Origin of the sequence: Dyella telluris (assembly GCF_014297575.1) — a bacterium.
GTDB lineage: Bacteria > Pseudomonadota > Gammaproteobacteria > Xanthomonadales > Rhodanobacteraceae > Dyella > Dyella telluris.
On the sequence record NZ_CP060412.1, the window covers coordinates 4,651,330 to 4,665,132 of the forward strand.

At 59.2% G+C, this 13,803-nt stretch carries 16 protein-coding genes; 11 read left to right on the forward strand and 5 right to left on the reverse strand.

Translation table 11 applies throughout. From position 1 onward, the window contains the following. Window positions 1-236 precede the first annotated feature (236 nt). On the forward strand, window positions 237-917 hold the full coding sequence (locus H8F01_RS20250; protein ID WP_187056804.1) for a response regulator: 681 nt from the start codon (window positions 237-239) through the stop codon (window positions 915-917). Next, entirely contained in the window at window positions 910-2,274 is a 1,365-nt protein-coding gene (locus H8F01_RS20255; RefSeq protein WP_187056805.1) for a sensor histidine kinase, read from the forward strand. The genes H8F01_RS20250 and H8F01_RS20255 overlap by 8 nt, the downstream gene beginning before the upstream one ends. Before the next feature lie 160 nt (window positions 2,275-2,434). Here H8F01_RS20255 and H8F01_RS20260 read toward each other — a convergent pair whose 3' ends face one another. The 4 genes from H8F01_RS20260 to H8F01_RS20275 all read right to left on the reverse strand — a co-directional run bounded on the left by H8F01_RS20260 (window position 2,435) and on the right by H8F01_RS20275 (window position 5,347). After that, window positions 2,435-2,665, reverse strand: a complete 231-nt coding sequence (locus tag H8F01_RS20260) for a hypothetical protein (RefSeq protein WP_187056806.1) — start codon at window positions 2,663-2,665, stop codon at window positions 2,435-2,437. 248 nt (window positions 2,666-2,913) lie between these two features. Further along, window positions 2,914-4,032: an NADH:flavin oxidoreductase/NADH oxidase gene (locus tag H8F01_RS20265; RefSeq protein WP_187056807.1), complete on the reverse strand. Its 1,119-nt coding sequence runs from the start codon at window positions 4,030-4,032 to the stop codon at window positions 2,914-2,916. Window positions 4,033-4,115: 83 nt separating this feature from the next. After that, window positions 4,116-4,811, reverse strand: coding sequence for a type 1 glutamine amidotransferase domain-containing protein (locus tag H8F01_RS20270; protein WP_187056808.1), 696 nt, complete (start codon window positions 4,809-4,811; stop codon window positions 4,116-4,118). 26 nt (window positions 4,812-4,837) lie between these two features. Further along, window positions 4,838-5,347 (reverse strand): SRPBCC family protein, encoded by a 510-nt coding sequence (locus H8F01_RS20275; RefSeq protein ID WP_187056809.1) that lies wholly within the window; start codon window positions 5,345-5,347, stop codon window positions 4,838-4,840. Between the two features lie 97 nt (window positions 5,348-5,444). On the opposite strand from H8F01_RS20275, the gene H8F01_RS20280 reads away from it, so the two are divergent. Next, window positions 5,445-6,353: a LysR family transcriptional regulator gene (locus H8F01_RS20280; RefSeq protein ID WP_187056810.1), complete on the forward strand. Its 909-nt coding sequence runs from the start codon at window positions 5,445-5,447 to the stop codon at window positions 6,351-6,353. 166 nt (window positions 6,354-6,519) lie between these two features. Here the strand turns inward: H8F01_RS20280 and H8F01_RS20285 are convergent, their stop codons facing one another. Continuing rightward, entirely contained in the window at window positions 6,520-8,700 is a 2,181-nt protein-coding gene (locus H8F01_RS20285; protein WP_238481077.1) for a TonB-dependent siderophore receptor, read from the reverse strand. 379 nt (window positions 8,701-9,079) lie between these two features. Here H8F01_RS20285 and H8F01_RS20290 point away from each other — a divergent pair, with 379 nt between their 5' ends. The 8 genes from H8F01_RS20290 (at window position 9,080) to H8F01_RS20325 (ending at window position 13,803) form a co-directional block, all read left to right on the forward strand. Beyond that, window positions 9,080-9,604 carry a hypothetical protein gene (locus H8F01_RS20290; RefSeq protein WP_187056811.1) on the forward strand — a complete coding sequence of 175 codons (525 nt, stop codon included), beginning with the start codon at window positions 9,080-9,082 and terminating at the stop codon, window positions 9,602-9,604. Window positions 9,605-9,828: 224 nt separating this feature from the next. Next, entirely contained in the window at window positions 9,829-10,260 is a 432-nt protein-coding gene (locus H8F01_RS20295; RefSeq protein ID WP_187056812.1) for a hypothetical protein, read from the forward strand. Window positions 10,261-10,347: 87 nt separating this feature from the next. Continuing rightward, window positions 10,348-10,632, forward strand: coding sequence for a hypothetical protein (locus H8F01_RS20300; RefSeq protein ID WP_187056813.1), 285 nt, complete (start codon window positions 10,348-10,350; stop codon window positions 10,630-10,632). A 93-nt stretch (window positions 10,633-10,725) separates the two neighbouring features. Further along, window positions 10,726-11,085 (forward strand): hypothetical protein, encoded by a 360-nt coding sequence (locus H8F01_RS20305; RefSeq protein ID WP_187056814.1) that lies wholly within the window; start codon window positions 10,726-10,728, stop codon window positions 11,083-11,085. A gap of 95 nt (window positions 11,086-11,180) precedes the next feature. Then, a complete protein-coding gene (locus tag H8F01_RS20310) occupies window positions 11,181-11,528 on the forward strand; it encodes a hypothetical protein (RefSeq protein ID WP_187056815.1) in 348 nt (115 codons plus the stop codon). A gap of 511 nt (window positions 11,529-12,039) precedes the next feature. Further along, the gene (locus H8F01_RS20315) at window positions 12,040-12,324 is read left to right on the forward strand and encodes a hypothetical protein (RefSeq protein ID WP_187056816.1); all 285 of its coding nucleotides are present in this window, start codon (window positions 12,040-12,042) and stop codon (window positions 12,322-12,324) included. Window positions 12,325-12,377: 53 nt separating this feature from the next. Next, a complete protein-coding gene (locus H8F01_RS20320; protein WP_187056817.1) occupies window positions 12,378-12,683 on the forward strand; it encodes a hypothetical protein in 306 nt (101 codons plus the stop codon). Between the two features lie 220 nt (window positions 12,684-12,903). Continuing rightward, on the forward strand, window positions 12,904-13,803 hold the full coding sequence (locus H8F01_RS20325; protein ID WP_222615692.1) for a type 1 glutamine amidotransferase domain-containing protein: 900 nt from the start codon (window positions 12,904-12,906) through the stop codon (window positions 13,801-13,803).

A 13,803-nucleotide genomic window follows, 5' to 3' on the forward strand; every position in this document is an offset into this window, starting at 1 on the left:
TTCGCCGTCAGGCTTGGTCTGGGCTAGGACCGGAAAGCAAAGAAGTAGTGCGGAGACTGCTGCCACATAGGGGGCTGAACGACGGACGCAATTGAGCATGACGAATGAGGACCACGAGTGGGGGGGGCGGCGCTAGATCCTGCAAACGCTACATTGCCTGAACATTACCGCTTGATTTTCAATGCGGTGGTAAAGTTTTTGCTGCCACCGATGGCAGGTTAAATTTCTGAAAATCCATGCGAATTCTTCTGGTCGAAGACGACCCGGACATGGCCCAGGCATTGTGCTTGGCCTTGCAAAAGCACGGCATGCTTGCCGACTCGGTTGCGACCTTGGCGCTTGCCACCGCAGCGCTGCGCCAAGACGTACACGATCTGGTACTTCTCGATCGGCAGTTGCCCGATGGCGATGGCGTGCAGCTCATCAGCACGGCTCGCAAGATTCGTAGCGATATGCCCGTGATTCTGCTGACCGCCCGCAGTGCATTGGCTGACCGTGTGGGTGGGCTCGACCTCGGTGCCGACGACTACCTGGTCAAGCCTTTCGCTATCGAGGAGCTGCTTGCCCGCTTGCGGGCCGTGTCGCGTCGGCCGGCCCGATCATCGTTGCCGGCCGCTGTCGTGGCAAACGTCCAGTTCGACTTCCAAACACACGAAGCCTTCGTTGACGGAGAAGTACTGCCGCTGCCCCGCCGGCAACTGCTACTGCTTGAGGCGTTGTTCCTTCGTCATGGTCGTACCGTGCGCCGCGAGGTCATACAGGAGGCGATCTACGACTTTAATGACGAGATTCAGTCCAATGCTTTGGATGCGCACGTTTCCAAGTTGCGTCGTTCGCTTGCAGAAGCAGGCGGCCGTGTGGACATCCACGCCATTCGTGGCATTGGCTACATGCTAAAGGAGCGCCTAAATGGCTAAGAAAGGACGGTCGCTCGCCACTCAGCTCGTTTGGCGGGTGATCCTTGTGCAGATCGCCATCGTGGCTAGCGCGATCGTGACATTTACTTACCTGATGTACCGAGACGACGTTTCGTACATGGACGATCAGATCACGTCCATTATCGCGGATTCGCTGCATACCGGTGATCATGGGCAGCTGAAACTCGTACCGACAAACAAATTTGAAGAAACCGCGAAGTCGTTCCCCGCGCTTTGGTTTGTTGTCGAAGACGAAAAAGGCCAGCGTTTGGTCTACGGAGATATGCCGGACGCCTATCGGTCGCTGGTGGCCGCTCTTCCCCACCTGCAGCATGCTGATATTCACGACAGATCGGCACCCTATGCGTTGACCATGCGAACGGAGCGAGTTAGAGCGACGGTGGGTCCCGTTCTCGTTATGGCCGGTGGCGCAGCGACGGGAAGCCTGGGCGCGATGCTTCTCTTTATCGCGCACTACATACTTTGGCCGATCCTACTGCCGCTGGTCGTCGTCACGTTTGTCGTGTTGCCGTGGCTTGTAAGGCGAGCTATTTCGGGCGTGCAGGATGTAGCGAACCAATCGCAGATGATCGACATCGACGAACGTGGCATGCGGTTGGAGGACAAGGCGGTTCCTTTGGAGCTTCGGCCACTAGTTCAGTCTTTCAATGCTGCGCTAGAGCGCCTGCAAGAGGGCTACGATGCCCGGGATCGGTTCCTAGCTAGCGCAGCGCACGAGCTTCGCATGCCCATCGCTGTACTCGACGCCAGGATCGAGACACTGACTACGGGTGTTACTCGCCTTCGCTTGCGGGGTGATGTTGCTCGCTTGGCTAATCTCGGTGAACAGTTGCTCGATCTCCAGCGGCTAGGTAAACAGCACAGCGCTTTCATCGCTATCGATCTCGCCGCGTTGGCCCGCGAAGTAACGAGTGATGTAGCACCGTTGGTGGTTGATGCTGGTTATGAGATCGCATTGAATGCGCCAGAGAAGCCGGTGATGATTGCCGGCGACAGCTTGGCCCTCAGTCGCGTTCTAACTAACTTGATTCAGAATGCTGTCGCCCATGGTGGCGGAAAGGGCTTGATATCGGTCGACGTCGAAACGTCCGGAACTCTCGGTGTTCGCGACGAAGGCCCTGGGATCCCTCCAGAGGATCGGTCGCGAATTTTTGAGCCATTCCATCGGTTGCGCCAAAGCGCAATTGGCGCGGGTCTAGGCCTGCATCTGGTGCGCGAGATTGTGACTCTTCATGGCGGACGCATCGATGTGACCGAAGCTGCGGGCGGCGGTGCATGGTTTCGCGTTCGATTTCGACAAAGTCCTTTGCCACTGGTTGGAAGCGGAACCCGTTAAGTTTTCCGTCGAGGGGCAGGTCAGCGCGTCGCTACTCAGCCATAACGTTAGTCAGCCAGCGAGCGCGTATTTTTGCGATCGCAACTATGGTGCGTGGCGTTGGCGATACGCCATCGGGCCGGCGCCGCCTGGCGACGATACGGTTAAGGGTCGATTCTTATCAAGGTGAGACGCCGCGTCGAACAAGTACCAGGTCACCGTCGTCCTCCGGATAGTGCACGAGGCCGCCGAAATCCGTTTTGATCATCGCTCCCCTCCCTAGGTACTCCCAATCCTCGCCGCCCGGCAGATAGCTCTTGTCATCGATGGCTGCGATCACCGTACCTCGGTACTTTCCGGCAATCTGAACCACGTCCCCTGCCAGAACGAGTTGCTCGTCGCTGTACTTCATGGCCCCTCCCAGATTCAGCGATCATCGCCTGCCGCGACGTCCGCTATCGGTCGAGAGCGGGCGTCACAGTAGCGACCCCAATGCCTTCACCCTTGATTCCACAAAGTTCTTTGCTGCCGGTTGGAAAAGCACCCGCTGACTTCGTCTTGGACAATCTGGCTGGAGCGTCCTTGCTCAGCCAAAAGATAGGCGACCTAAGGGGCGCCTCCTCTTCGAATGCGACATTTGCGCCTGGCGCCGGCCGTGCGTCACTGGGCCGATGCGGTGCCCGGGCCTTTGTAACGGGATAGCCAGTACGCGTACGGAGTAGGCAGTACCTTGACGGGCTCTGCCTGAGCGAGCGCTTGAGCGATTTGATAGGGGTAGTGAGGATCGGCCAGGTGGGCACGTCCCATCATCACCACATCCATCTGCTGATTGGAGATGACGCGCTCGGCGACGTGCGGACCGTCAATGCACCAGCCCGAGGCCACCGGCAACTTTGCTTCGCGTCGGACACGTTCGGCAATGGGCGCAAGGAAGGCTTCGGTACCCCAGGGCACTTTTACGCCCGGAATGACAAAGTTCATGCTGACGTTGAGTAAGTCGATTCCCAAGGCGTGCATACGTCGCACTAACGCAATCGACTCGGTGAGCGTCGCCTCGTCGTTGCCGTCGTATTCGATCACCCCAAAACGAGCGGTGAGCGGCAGATTTTCTGGCCACACCTCGCGGACGGCGGCCAGCGTTTCGAGCAGGAACCTTCCACGATTGTCGAAGCTACCGCCGTACTCGTCGGTGCGCTGGTTGCTGTACGGCGAGAAGAAGCTTTGCGCCAGGTAGCCATGCGCGAAGTGGAGCTCCAGCCACTGGAAGCCAGCGTCGCGGGCACGGCGCGCGGCGGCGACGAAGTCGGTCTTGACCTTGGCGATATCGTCGAGCGTCATCGCCTTGGGCACGCGACCGAGGCCGCCACCAAAGGCAATAGCGGAAGGCGCCAACGGCTGCCATGCGCGCGGGTCGCCCTCGGGAATATGATCATCCCCTTCCCATGGGAGATTGGCGCTTGCCTTGCGGCCGGCATGGCCGATCTGGATACCGGGCACGGCACCGGCAGCAGCAATTCCGGCAGCGATGCGCGCCATGCCTTCGGCTTGGGTGTCATTCCATAGACCGGTGCAGCCCGGGGTGATGCGACCCTCGGGGGACACGCCGGTGGCTTCCACGATCACCAGACCGGCGCCGCCGCGTGCAATAGAGGGGTAGTGCACTTGGTGCCAGTTCGTCGTGACGCCATCCTCGGCGCTGTATTGGCACATAGGCGGCACCGCGATGCGATTGCGCAGGGTGACGTCTTTGAGTTTGAACGGTGTGAACAAAGCCGACATCGGGATTCTCTTGACTGAAGTAACACGTACGGCCCCGGCGCCGCACGTGGCGGCACCGGGGCGCGAAAGGATGGTTTCGGTTGCTATTCGGCGGCCGCCTGCAGCACCAGACGAGCTACTTCCTCGGACGAGGCAGGGTTCTGGCCGGAGACCAACTTGCCGTCGCGCACGGCGAACGGCTGGAAATCGTCGCCGCGCTCGTAGTGGGCCCCGAGTTGCCGCAGGCGGGTTTCCAGCAAGAAAGGCACCGTGGCACTGAGGCCCGCAGCATCTTCTTCGGTGTTGGTGAAGGCGCTGACGCGGCGACCGGCCACCAATGGCTGACCGTTGATGTCGCGCACGTTGATGAGGCCTGCCGGTCCGTGGCACACCGCCGATACCACCTTGCCCTTGGCCCAAGCGCTGGAAAGGAGGCTGGCCAGGGTAGTGCTCTGCGGGAGGTCCCACATGGTGCCGTGCCCGCCAGGCAGGAAGATCGCCGTATAGCCATCTGCACTCACGTGGTCGATCTTCAGCGAGCTTTGCAGCTTGGCCATGGCCGCCGGGTCCTTGAGAAAGCGCTCCACGCTGGCCGGGTTCTTGCCCTCCGCCTGCTGCGAGTGCGGATCCACCGGGATCTGACCACCAGTGATGGAGGCGATGTCTACGTGGGCGCCGGCATCGATAAAGGCGTAATACGGCGTGGAGACTTCCTCGAACCACACGCCAGTTGGACGCGGGTCGGCGCCCCTGGTGGCCTGCGAGGTAAGGATCATCAGGATCTTGATGGCATGCGTCATGGTTGCGCTCTGTCTCTTGGGGGCAGTTACGATGTGGCCTTGCGGGCGGCGTCGACGAGGCCGTCCAGCCAGTCCTGATGACCGTTGATCATGGGGTTGGGGACGGTGCGCGCCAGCTCCTGCGCGGGGCGACCGTTCTGCGTCTCCTGGGTAAGGATGCGCACGCGACCACCGTCGAGGTTCTCCACCAGCCAGGCGTGGTGCACGTCCAGACGGGTGTCGCCTTCGCCGGCCCAGCCATGCCACGCGACGCGACCCGGCTGACCATTCGTAGGCGGGACGAATTCGGTGCACTGCGATTCCACCGGAAAGCCAAAGGTTTCGAAGTAGAAGCGCACCCCGTCGGCGAGTTCGGGGCCGGCCTGATCGTAAAAGCGCACGTTGGCGGAGTTGCCGTAATAGGTGGACCAGGCCGACGGAACGCTCAGTAGCGGCCACACGTCAGACGCGGTCAGCCCGGCCACAATCACTTCGTTGGAGCAGAAGTTGTCGGTGAAGCCCGGCACGTAACCCTCGGGCCAGCGAATCTCATTCATGAAAGCACCTGCTTAAGAGGCCTGTCGGCCCTGGAAGACAGTCACTTTCAGCGTTAGGATGAAATAAGTCCAATCGTATTAGGCAATTCTTGTCATCATGTCTTCTGATATCAGAACGATTGATCTGAATTTACTGAAAGCACTCGATGCGTTGCTGGACGAACGCAATGTCACGCGTGCGGCGGAACGCCTGTCGCTCACGCAGCCTGCCGTCAGCGGCATGCTGACGCGATTGCGTGAAAGTCTCGACGACCCGCTATTTATACGAACGCAACGAGGGATAGCACCGACCCTCCGAGCGCTCGAGTTGGCCGGCCCAGTCAAGCAAATTCTTGGCGACATCGAGACGCTTCTCCGGCCGGCCGCCTTCGATCCGGCACGCGCCGACATGGTCTTGAACATCGCAGCGACCGACTATGCACTACAGGTGGTGGTGACGCCGTTTCTTGCAGAACTTCGCCGGAGGGCGCCAGGTATCCGCGTCGCCGTGGTGCCGGTCCAGGATCCACGGCTCCACACCCAACTAGAGCGCGGCGATATTCATTTGGCGCTCGTTACGCCTGAAAGTACGCCGCCGGATTTGCATGCGAGGCACCTCTTTGACGAACGCTACGTGTGCGTGATGCGCCAGAACCATCCTGGCGCAACAAGCAAGCGGCTCTCGATAAAGAAATTCTGCGCGCTCGATCATGCGTTGGTGTCTTACGCCGGTGGAAGTTTTCGAGGCGTCACGGACGAAGCGCTTGCAGCCATAGGGCTCAAACGGCGGGTCACAGTGTCCGTGACCAGCTTTCTTGTACTTCCAAAGATTTTGAGAGAAAGCGATCTAATGGCGGTCGTCCCTGAGCGCCTGGTCAAAGGCAGAAAAGGACTGGCGGTGTTCGATCCGCCACTGGAGATACCTGGTTTCACCAAGACAGTGGCTTGGCACGAACGAACACATCGCGATCAGGGGCATCGCTGGGTGCGCGAATTGCTATTCGAGGTTTGCCGAGACCTTGCATGATCGGCTGGCCGCCGATAAGCAGGCGGCTCATCGCGCGACTGCATCGCTGACACCAGCCTGGCAAGGCGATGTGCTGCCTGCAAGCGCTGCCGGCTCGCGGAGTTCATATTTCACTCCGCGAGCCGTCGTGAGCCATCAGAAAGCCTGTTTGCTCATTGTTGAACGCTCAGAACTTCCAGTTGAGGCTCACCGAGGCGTTGCGCGGCGCGCCGTAGTATCCGATCTCGTAGAGGCTGCCGATGTATTTCTTGTCGGCGACGTTGTTAATGTTTGCGCGCAGGGTGACGTTCTTGACCACGTCCCACGCGGCAAAGACGTTGTATACCGCGTAGGCGCCCTGGCGAACCGCAAAACCCGTATAGCTGTCCAGATTGGCGGTCTTGTCGCGCCAGTTGCCGCCGGCACCGAATGAGAGTGCTTCGTAGCCAGGCATGTGGGCGCTCAACAGGAAGTTGGCGGTGTTGCGCGGAATCCACGGATTGACGCGGCCATCGACGGTGGTCAGCAGGGTCTTGTCGCCGTCCAGCGTCAGATGCGTGTAGCCCAGCACGAGGTCGACGTAATCGTTGATCTTGCCAGTGGCCTCAAATTCCCAACCCTTCGATTCCACATCTTCGCCGACGTAGTAGTACTGGAACGTGTCCAGGTCCATGCCGGCATAGGTGCCCAGGTTCTTCTGCTTGGCGTCGAACACAGCCAGCGTGGTCAACAGGCGCTTGTCAAACCAGTCGGCTTTCACGCCGGCTTCGTAGTTCTCGCCCTTGGTCGGCTTGAGATAGACGTGATTGACGTCGTAGTAATCCTGCGGCTGGAAAATATCCGAATAGCTGACGTAGCCGAGCACATGGTCGGTGAAGTCGTAGGTCAAGCCTCCGTAAGGGCTGAGCTTGGTCTGGCTCTGCGAGCCCGAGGTGGTGTCGTTACGACTGAAATCGGCGTAGTTGAAACCGATAACGGCTTTCAACTTATCGGTGAAGGTCAGACGCGTCGCGCCGAAGACGCGCTGGAGATGCTGGCTGAGCGTGTCGTCCAAGGTCCGGTCGCCCCACGTCGGCTTGGGAATGGCGTCACCGGCATAGGGAAAGCCCGGCAGTTCACCGAATGCCGGCTCGCTGGAATCGATCGGGTACTCGTATTGAGGATAGTTGCTATAGGCGCTGCTGACGCCAAACATCACTTCCTGATCGTGGCCGAGCCAATCGAAATGGCCGTTGACGCTGACGTTACCCATCTGCTCGGTGGTGGTGTCGTAACCGCGGTACGCCCAACCGACGAGACCCTGGTGGGTCCGCGGATCAAGGCCCGTCGTGGTGTACGCGTCAAGCAGCAGATCGTCTTCTTCGACGCGCTGGTAGTTGTACGTGGCCTTTACTTGCCAGTTGTCGGAGAGCGCGTAGCTGTATTCGATGAAGGCGTCGTTGTTCTGCGTGTTCCAGAACGTCCAGTCCTGCCCCGTCGACGCGCTGCGGTTCCAGCCGATCTGGCTGCCGTCGACCAGGTTGTAGGTCAACGCGCCCCACATGTTGCCGTTGGTCTTGGCCTTCTGATAGCTGTAGCCGAGGGTCAGCGTACCTTTGTCGCCAACCTGGCCATCGACGACGCCGTAGAGGTAGTCGCGCTTGTTGTCGAGGCCGCGCAGGTATGAACCATCGTCCTCGTGCACCGCGATGATTCGCCCGGCCCAGCTGCCGCTGGCGGTGAACGGCGTGGAGTAGTCCAGCTGTTCGCGCGTGCTGCCCCACGAACCGTAGGTGATCCCTACTTCGCCCTGCGCCTCATTGGTCGGACGCTTGCGTACGTAGTTGATCGTGCCCGACGCATTGCCGACGCCGGTCAGCAGGCCGTTCGCGCCACGGATGACTTCGATCTTGTCGTAGCCGTAGGAATCGAGCGCGCCGGTCACGATGCCCCAGCCGTTCGGCATGCCGACGCCGTCGATCTGGGTGTTCTCGATGTCGAAACCACGCGCCGTGTAGTTGCTGCGGTCGGTTTCCCACTGCTCGACGTTGATGCCAGTGGTCAGACGCAACGCATCATTGACGTTGTTGGCACCGAAATCGCGCATCTGCACGCTGTCCACCACGCTGATCGACTGCGGCGTGTCCTTGATGTCCAGATCAAGGTTGGTGGCGCCATTGCTGACGCGGTCGGCGCGCTGGGCGACGACCCGCACCACACCAAGATCGGCGACCTTAGCTTTGGTCTTGTCGGCCGTCGCGGTCGTGCTCTTGGTAGAAGCGTCGTCCGTGGACTGAGCATAGACCTGCATTGCAAGCATCAAGCTGATGGCGAGCACAGACAGACGCGAGGCACGCATGGCTTGCGCGCGACGGAAAGCTTGGGACATGAGGAGATTTTCCAAGAAAGACGAGTAGGGGCCTGCGCTGGGCAAGCTCTTAGTGCGGCGCATCATAAATGCGAATAGATCTCATTTGCAATGCTTTCGTTAAATGTGTGCCGCGGACCGCCGGGCGGCGGCCAGCCCTAGATTTCTTGTAACCGGGCCATTGGGGGAAACGAGCTCAAGTGGGCGAGGTGCTCTCTGGAGGGGCATTCGCAGGGTTCACCCGTGGCCGGCAGGCACTTGGAGGTGGCCCCCAGGCCTTCATTTGTCTTGCACAAAACTGACGATAACCTGCCGCAGCACCTATTGCCACGTCTATTGGATTGGCGAAGTGGCGACCCGGTGTGCGTGTTTGACCCACCCAACTTGTAAAGGGAATTGCATGAAACCGACACACAACGTTTTGGCTGTCGCCGTTCTGGCCACGCTCGTTCCCATGGCCGCCTTGGCGGGAACCGCGATCCGCGACCAAGTCCTCAATAGCTCCTCAGTAAGTACGGTGCAGCTCACGCCTGGCTCGACCTCCTACAACGGTTGGGCCGCGTGGATCCAACAGCAGCAGACTAGACCGGACATTGCCCAGGTAGTGCATGGCATTGGCACCATCACCGTGACGACGTCCTCGGGCAGCTCGAGCGCACAGGCCGCGCCCACTATGTCCGGTATCACCGCCCTATCTGCCCCGGCCGCGACGACCGATCCATCGCCAGTGGTGTTGCCGCAGACGGGTACACCGGGGCAGACGATCACCATTACCAACAAGATTCCCAATGGGGGCGAGCAGGTCTGGACCTACACATGGACGATAACGACTACCAGCGGTGAGAGCAGCGGTGGCTGGGTGCTGACGAGCTCCGGAGGCTGTGGCAACCCGAACTGCGGCATTGTGATCACCAATCCCGGCTGACCCCTGGCTCTCTGTGGTCGTAATGGAGCCCCGCTGCGGCGGGGCCTTCTACTGGTTTCCACGTTTGTTTGATCTGGGCTAGAGGATGTCCGCTTTCGACCCGAAGCGGACAGTTGACGTGCGACAAATATTGGCAATTTGGCGAACCAACGAGGTGGCAAGTGCGGACACCCAAATACGCAATTGGGCTTAACAACTCAGCCCTGCTCTCGCTGGGCGTAGCTATGTTCCTGGCCCTGTCTTTTTCCGGCATCGCTCAGTCAACCGAGTTGTCATGCGAGGGAAGTGCGAAAGGGCCGAATTACGCGCTTCACCTGTACCTGGTTGGCCCAACGGTCACGGGATTTCGGTTCGAGAGCGCTGACCAAACCGGCTCCGGGGACTGCCAGTTGCAGGCCTTTCGGGACGGGCGTGATGCTTCGCGGTTCTTGAAGGCGGAATGGGCTTCAAGCCTTGCGGTCACGACGATTTCCATCAAGGATGCCGACGGCTTTCATGACCCCAAGGACTACGCTACGGTCGCGATTCGAAGGGGTCGAGACGGCTACTCCTTGGCATATCACATGGATGGCGCCGCGAGCGCATGCGGCGTCCGTGGCTACCTGCCAAATGAGGTGGCGGTCGCAGCAGGGCATAAGCGTTGCGTCGAAAGTTGAGCTAGTCGGAGATATACGGCGGTAATGGAATGTCCGCTTTCGACCCATAGCAGACACTTCGGATCCGAGGTCTAAAAGGTCATTTCTATGCAGAAGCTGCTCGATATCGGATATGCCATTGAGATCCCCGGGCAAGGCGCTGTGCTCGTCGGTCGCACCGAGCAAACAGATGCGGTTCTTTGTAAGGGTGACGTGTTTGACCTCATTCTGACGACGGGCGAGCGGCGCACGTTAACCGCCCTAGGCGTGTCGCCGTTCACTAAGTGCTTCACGGAAGCGACGACGTTGGGCGTCCTGGTTGGTGACCAACTGGACACGTTGGATGCAGTGGATGGTTCCGAGCTATGGATCAATTGGCCGCCGGGGCAATAATCGAGTCGCTTCGAAACGTCCGCTTTCGACCCAAAGCGGACATGGCGAATCGGATGTCTATATCTCTTCATCAGGGGCCGGGGCGTCGTCATCATGAGTGCAAAATTTCCATTTGCCGTTCGCCGCCGTTTCATGGAACTTCCCGAAGCGAAAGCAGACGAGATGATCGAGGCTTCGCAACGGAGCTGGAAGCCTTGCGTATACGTCTTGCTCGCTTCTCTATACGTGACGCCTGTCTTGCTATTTTTGGTTGGCGTCGCAGTGGGCTGGATGCTGGCACCATTACCTTGGCTTTCGGCTGGTCTCTATCTGGCTGGACTGATGCTCTTGATCTGGCTCACGCCAAAAGTTGTGTCCAGGGTCGTCAAGCCCAAGGCCTTCAAGCGCATCAGGGCAGCAGGGTTCAACTATTTCTGCGGAATAACCGGTTATTCCATCAATAGGAAGCGCTGAAGAGCACATCTCAGTGAAGTGATGAATGTCCGCTTCCGACCCGAAGCGGACATAACCCTGGCTAGTAGTTTTTTGCTTCTTTGACCGGAATGGCCGTGACTCGACCTATATCAAGCATTGAAGCAACGGTTCTGGAAAATGCCGTCCGGATTGGGGCCGTCGGCAACTTGTCGCCAGAAACGGTCGCCTCGATAAGGCAACTCAGCGTGACCGCAACATGCAAATGTGGCTGCGCGACGGTCTGGTTCGGTCCAAAGGGCGATGCCGCCAAAGGGAGCATTGCCGCCGAGGCATGTGGCACATGGAATGGCGTGACCATCGATATCATCGTCTGGTGTACTGATGGGCAAATCGTTGGGCTTGAAGTGGTCGGAGCAGGCAAGGTTGGCCTGCCCGATCCCACGTCGGTGCGATCCATGGAGCAGTGGTTTCAGGCACCGTGAGTCTGGCTATAAGGTCCGCTTTCGACCCGAAGCGGACAGTTCCATGTGAGGAGAAATGGCGAATCGATTGCCGGCCAGACGGATTGCATACGAAAGGCCCCTGACCGGGTCGGCCATACACCGCACCATGTCGGACCTGTTTCCCCGTAGGAACGACTACGGGAGCGGCTCATTCGATGAATTGGTCCCAGAACTGAGGGCGCTCGGAATTAGCTGCGCTGGGGATTTCAAGCGCCTGATGACCCGCTATAGGCGTGCGCTGCTCAGGTTTGATCGAGCCCCGTTGTCAGAGTTCGAACGCCGACTTGCTATCGACGATTACGGTGCGGATTTCGTGTCGGATGCCACGAGACGCCAATATTGGTTCGCCTACCCTGGCCTGGTACGCACAGCTATAGAGATGCATTTCGGCGAAGATGCGGTGCCATCTAAGCGTGAGGAATAGGTGGCCACCGGAAGGTCCGCTTCCGACCCATAGCGGACCTAATGGGTGACTGGAAAAGGGGGCGATATGGATAGCGATGAGATGCTGACTGCGGTGCATGCCATAGTCGATAGGAATCGAACGGACAACGTTCGCGAGGCGGCATTCCGCTGGGCGGCTTCAGAGTGTCGGCTTGATCTCGGCTACTACACACAGTCTGCACCTACGCCGGATGACGCGGAGCTATGTGAGCTTTCCTTGGCAGAGATCCTTGGGGAATTCCCAGGAATCAAGGCTGCCAGTACCGAGCAGAAGGAGGGGTTGGCGCCTGCGGACATGCAAGTCGTCTATCGGAAGAAAGAGGTCCGCTAAGGTCCGCTTTCGACCCATAGTGGGCACAGAGCAGAACAAGGGGAAGGGGAAGGATGGAAGTCTATTACCGCGGCCACGCCTTCATTTTTGAACCATCTACTGAGTCTCCGTGGAAAGGACGTCTCCGCCTAGATGATCAGTCGCACGCACTCCTCGCGAGGCTCATCGATTCGGAAGACGACGATTGGTGCTTGGATGGCGACGGCGAGCGGCTTCCGGCCGAAAAGCTCTTTCTGAGCACGCCTTGGAGCGTGAAATCGCCGCAGGGTCGGGTGGGCCTCATCTGCCGGTTCATTGACCACAGAGATGGCTCTGTTGTGTTCAGCACGCCGGATACATACCTTGGCGATTCGATTTGAATCGTAGAGCTCTAAGGTCCGCTTTCGACCCAAAGCGGACGTTAGCAAGGCCGGGCGTTTCCTACCCGACGGCGGCTTAGGGCAGGGCGATTAGGTCAAGTTATCGCGGCTAGATCATCAATCGATGCAATCTGGTGGCCGTTTGGGCATATCACCCATTTTTCTGCGGAATGACGTGCGAATCCCATCTGGTGATGCGTCCAGCAGGATCAGGCTATGGTTGCGCAAGATCCGCCAATACGATGCGAGGCATCGCTTTCTAGCCTGTGCGGTGCAGGGACATGTGATCCATTCACCGCATCAGAGCCGGGAGGCAAATATGTCAAAGGGAAAAGTGCTTGTAGTCGGCTCCAACGCTACGCGCATCGAAATTCAAGGCGGTAAAACGGGGCCGACAGGACAATATCTCAACGAAACCGTGGTGCCTGTCATGGCGCTGATCGACGGCGGCTATGAAGTAATCTTGGCGACACCCGACGGAACCAAGCCGCATATCGACGAAGCATCACTGTCCGCCCAGCACTTTGGCGGAGATGCGAAAGCCTTCGAACGCGCCAAGGCTTTTTATGCGGGCGACCCGTCAATGAATCGCGTGCGCACTATACGCCAGGTCATAGATGATGGCCTGGATTCGTATGCGGCAGTGTTCGTGCCCGGCGGCCAAGCTCCGGTCGTTGACCTCATGCAAGACCCGGAGCTGGGCGAGGTGCTTCGGCACTTCCACACTCAGAAGAAGCCGACCGCGCTGTTATGCCATGGCCCCGTCGCGGTGGTTGCCGCGCTCCCCATGGCTCGTGAGTTTCGTGCCGCCCTGGTGGCCGGTGACCACGCAAAGGCGGAGGCATTGGCCAAGGGGTGGCAGTACGCCGGCTACAAGATGACAGTTTTCAACGCGTCTGAAGAGAAGTACGTCGAAGACCAGATCCTGCATGGAAAGATGTATTTCACCATGCCGGAAGCATTGACGGCAGCGGGCGGAATGGTTGTCAGCGGCACAGTCGATTTCGCACCGCATGTCATTGAGGACCGCGAGCTCATCACAGGCCAGAACCCACGTTCGGATCAACTGCTTGGCGCAACATTGCTGAAGGCGTTGGAACGGGAGGTGGTGGCGATTTGA

What these genes read in the sequence shown, in the direction of transcription:
- H8F01_RS20255 (WP_187056805.1), top strand. Translation starts at nt 910, where the DNA reads ATGGCTAAGAAAGGACGGTCGCTCGCCACTCAGCTCGTTTGGCGGGTG.
- H8F01_RS20295 (WP_187056812.1), top strand. Translation starts at nt 9,829, where the DNA reads ATGTTCCTGGCCCTGTCTTTTTCCGGCATCGCTCAGTCAACCGAGTTG.
- H8F01_RS20250 (WP_187056804.1), top strand. Translation starts at nt 237, where the DNA reads ATGCGAATTCTTCTGGTCGAAGACGACCCGGACATGGCCCAGGCATTG.
- H8F01_RS20305 (WP_187056814.1), top strand. Translation starts at nt 10,726, where the DNA reads ATGAGTGCAAAATTTCCATTTGCCGTTCGCCGCCGTTTCATGGAACTT.
- H8F01_RS20290 (WP_187056811.1), top strand. Translation starts at nt 9,080, where the DNA reads ATGAAACCGACACACAACGTTTTGGCTGTCGCCGTTCTGGCCACGCTC.
- H8F01_RS20270 (WP_187056808.1), bottom strand. Translation starts at nt 4,811, where the DNA reads ATGACGCATGCCATCAAGATCCTGATGATCCTTACCTCGCAGGCCACC.
- H8F01_RS20300 (WP_187056813.1), top strand. Translation starts at nt 10,348, where the DNA reads ATGCAGAAGCTGCTCGATATCGGATATGCCATTGAGATCCCCGGGCAA.
- H8F01_RS20285 (WP_238481077.1), bottom strand. Translation starts at nt 8,700, where the DNA reads ATGTCCCAAGCTTTCCGTCGCGCGCAAGCCATGCGTGCCTCGCGTCTG.
- H8F01_RS20265 (WP_187056807.1), bottom strand. Translation starts at nt 4,032, where the DNA reads ATGTCGGCTTTGTTCACACCGTTCAAACTCAAAGACGTCACCCTGCGC.
- H8F01_RS20280 (WP_187056810.1), top strand. Translation starts at nt 5,445, where the DNA reads ATGTCTTCTGATATCAGAACGATTGATCTGAATTTACTGAAAGCACTC.
- H8F01_RS20315 (WP_187056816.1), top strand. Translation starts at nt 12,040, where the DNA reads ATGGATAGCGATGAGATGCTGACTGCGGTGCATGCCATAGTCGATAGG.
- H8F01_RS20260 (WP_187056806.1), bottom strand. Translation starts at nt 2,665, where the DNA reads ATGAAGTACAGCGACGAGCAACTCGTTCTGGCAGGGGACGTGGTTCAG.
- H8F01_RS20275 (WP_187056809.1), bottom strand. Translation starts at nt 5,347, where the DNA reads ATGAATGAGATTCGCTGGCCCGAGGGTTACGTGCCGGGCTTCACCGAC.
- H8F01_RS20320 (WP_187056817.1), top strand. Translation starts at nt 12,378, where the DNA reads ATGGAAGTCTATTACCGCGGCCACGCCTTCATTTTTGAACCATCTACT.